Raw genomic sequence first — 1,612 nt, forward strand, 5'->3', positions numbered from 1 at the left:
TTGGTGTGTCCTGAACATGAAAGGGAGTTGGTTGTAGGGCAGCTTCTGGAAATGATGCTGTGCGGGAGATGAAGGTTTTGGCCCTTCGGAGTCGCCCTGCGGGGGGAGGCTTCAAACCGCCTCATGCTGCATTGGCTGAAGACCGTTGTGGTGAGCGATGAGGAAAAGGCGCCCGAGAGGTGTCAGGTAGGGACCGGAAAGACGAACGCAAGTGAATCGCTGCTGACGTGTCGAAATGTTAACAGGCGACATCAAAACCGGGGTTTCAAGCCAACTCCGGGATAGGTCTGGCGGGTGCCCGTCTATTGGCCAGGCGATGTCCGGCATGGAGGCGACGTGAGTCCGGTCTGCGGCTTCCGCATGGAACAGGAGAAGGCACGTCTCGATACTGCCCGCCGCCTCGGCGGGTGAGAGGGAGTGCCCCAAGCAGCGGAAACTGTGAGGGGTTGAGTACCGAGGCGAGGCGTGTCGGCGGATCGGCCCGTAGTAGTGGTGAAGCCCCTGTAATGGGGGTGGAGCGAAGGGGCCGGGTCGTTCGTGACTGTGTTGATCGCATCAACCGGAGGATCTCCGGGAGGAGTTCGATGGGCCAGTTGAAGTCACAGGTCAAGCCGTTTGAGATTTCGAAGTGGGAAGTCAAGGAGGCGTGGGAGGAAGTCAGAGCGAACAGGGGTGCGCCCGGGGTAGACGGGCAGAGCATCGACGACTTCGAGAAGGACCTGAAGAACAATTTGTACAAGGTCTGGAATCGAATGTCATCGGGCTCTTACTTTCCTCCTCCGGTGCGTGCGGTGGCTATTCCGAAGCCGCACGGCGGTGGCACGAGAATGCTTGGTATTCCCGCTGTCGCCGACCGGGTGGCTCAGACCGTGGTGGCCCGGCATCTGATGCGAAGGGTGGAGCCTGTATTCCACCCGGACAGTTTCGGATACCGGCCTGGACGGTCCGCCCTGGACGCGGTGGAAAGGTGCCGGAAGCGCTGCTGGAAGCGGGACTGGGTGGTGGAGTTCGACATCGCCCAGTTCTTCGACAGCGTGCCCTGGGACCTGCTGGTCAAGGCGGTGGAAGCGCACACCGACGCCGTCTGGGTGAAGTTGTATGTGCGGCGGCGGCTCGCTGCCCCGCTTGTCATGCCCGACGGATCCCTGCTGGAGCGGGAGAAGGGAACCCCGCAAGGAGCCCCGGTATCTCCCGTGCTGGCGAACCTGTTCCTGCACTACGCGTTCGACGCCTGGATGGCACGGGAGTTCCCGGCTGTCTGGTTCGAGCGGTATGCGGATGACGCGGTGCTGCACTGCGTCTCCGAGCGCCAGGCCCGCCACGTGCTGGCCGCGCTCACGGACAGGATGGCCGAGGTCGGACTGCGACTGCATCCGGCCAAGACCCGGATCGTGTACTGCAAGGACGGCAAACGCCAACGCCCCTTCGAGGACACGGCGTTCACGTTCCTGGGCTACACCTTTCGCGCCAGACGAAACCGGGACCGGCACGGCAGACAGTTCCTGTCGTTCGACCCGGCGGTCAGCAAGGACGCCCTGAAGAAGATGAGCCGCGAGGTCCGGTCCTGGCGTCTGCATCGCCGCTCCGACCTGCCCTTCGTCGAGCTCGCACG

Annotated in this window: 1 protein-coding gene; it reads left to right on the plus strand. The window is 63.0% G+C overall.

Annotation, left to right across the window (positions count from 1 at the left end; genetic code table 11):
* Positions 1-584: 584 nt before the first annotated feature.
* A partial coding sequence (gene ltrA / locus ACH4TV_RS48275) for a group II intron reverse transcriptase/maturase (RefSeq protein WP_398407857.1) occupies positions 585-1,612 on the plus strand: 1,028 nt, incomplete at its 3' end.

It is taken from the genome of Streptomyces sp. NPDC020898, assembly GCF_044333925.1.
Taxonomy (GTDB): Bacteria; Actinomycetota; Actinomycetes; order Streptomycetales; family Streptomycetaceae; genus Streptomyces.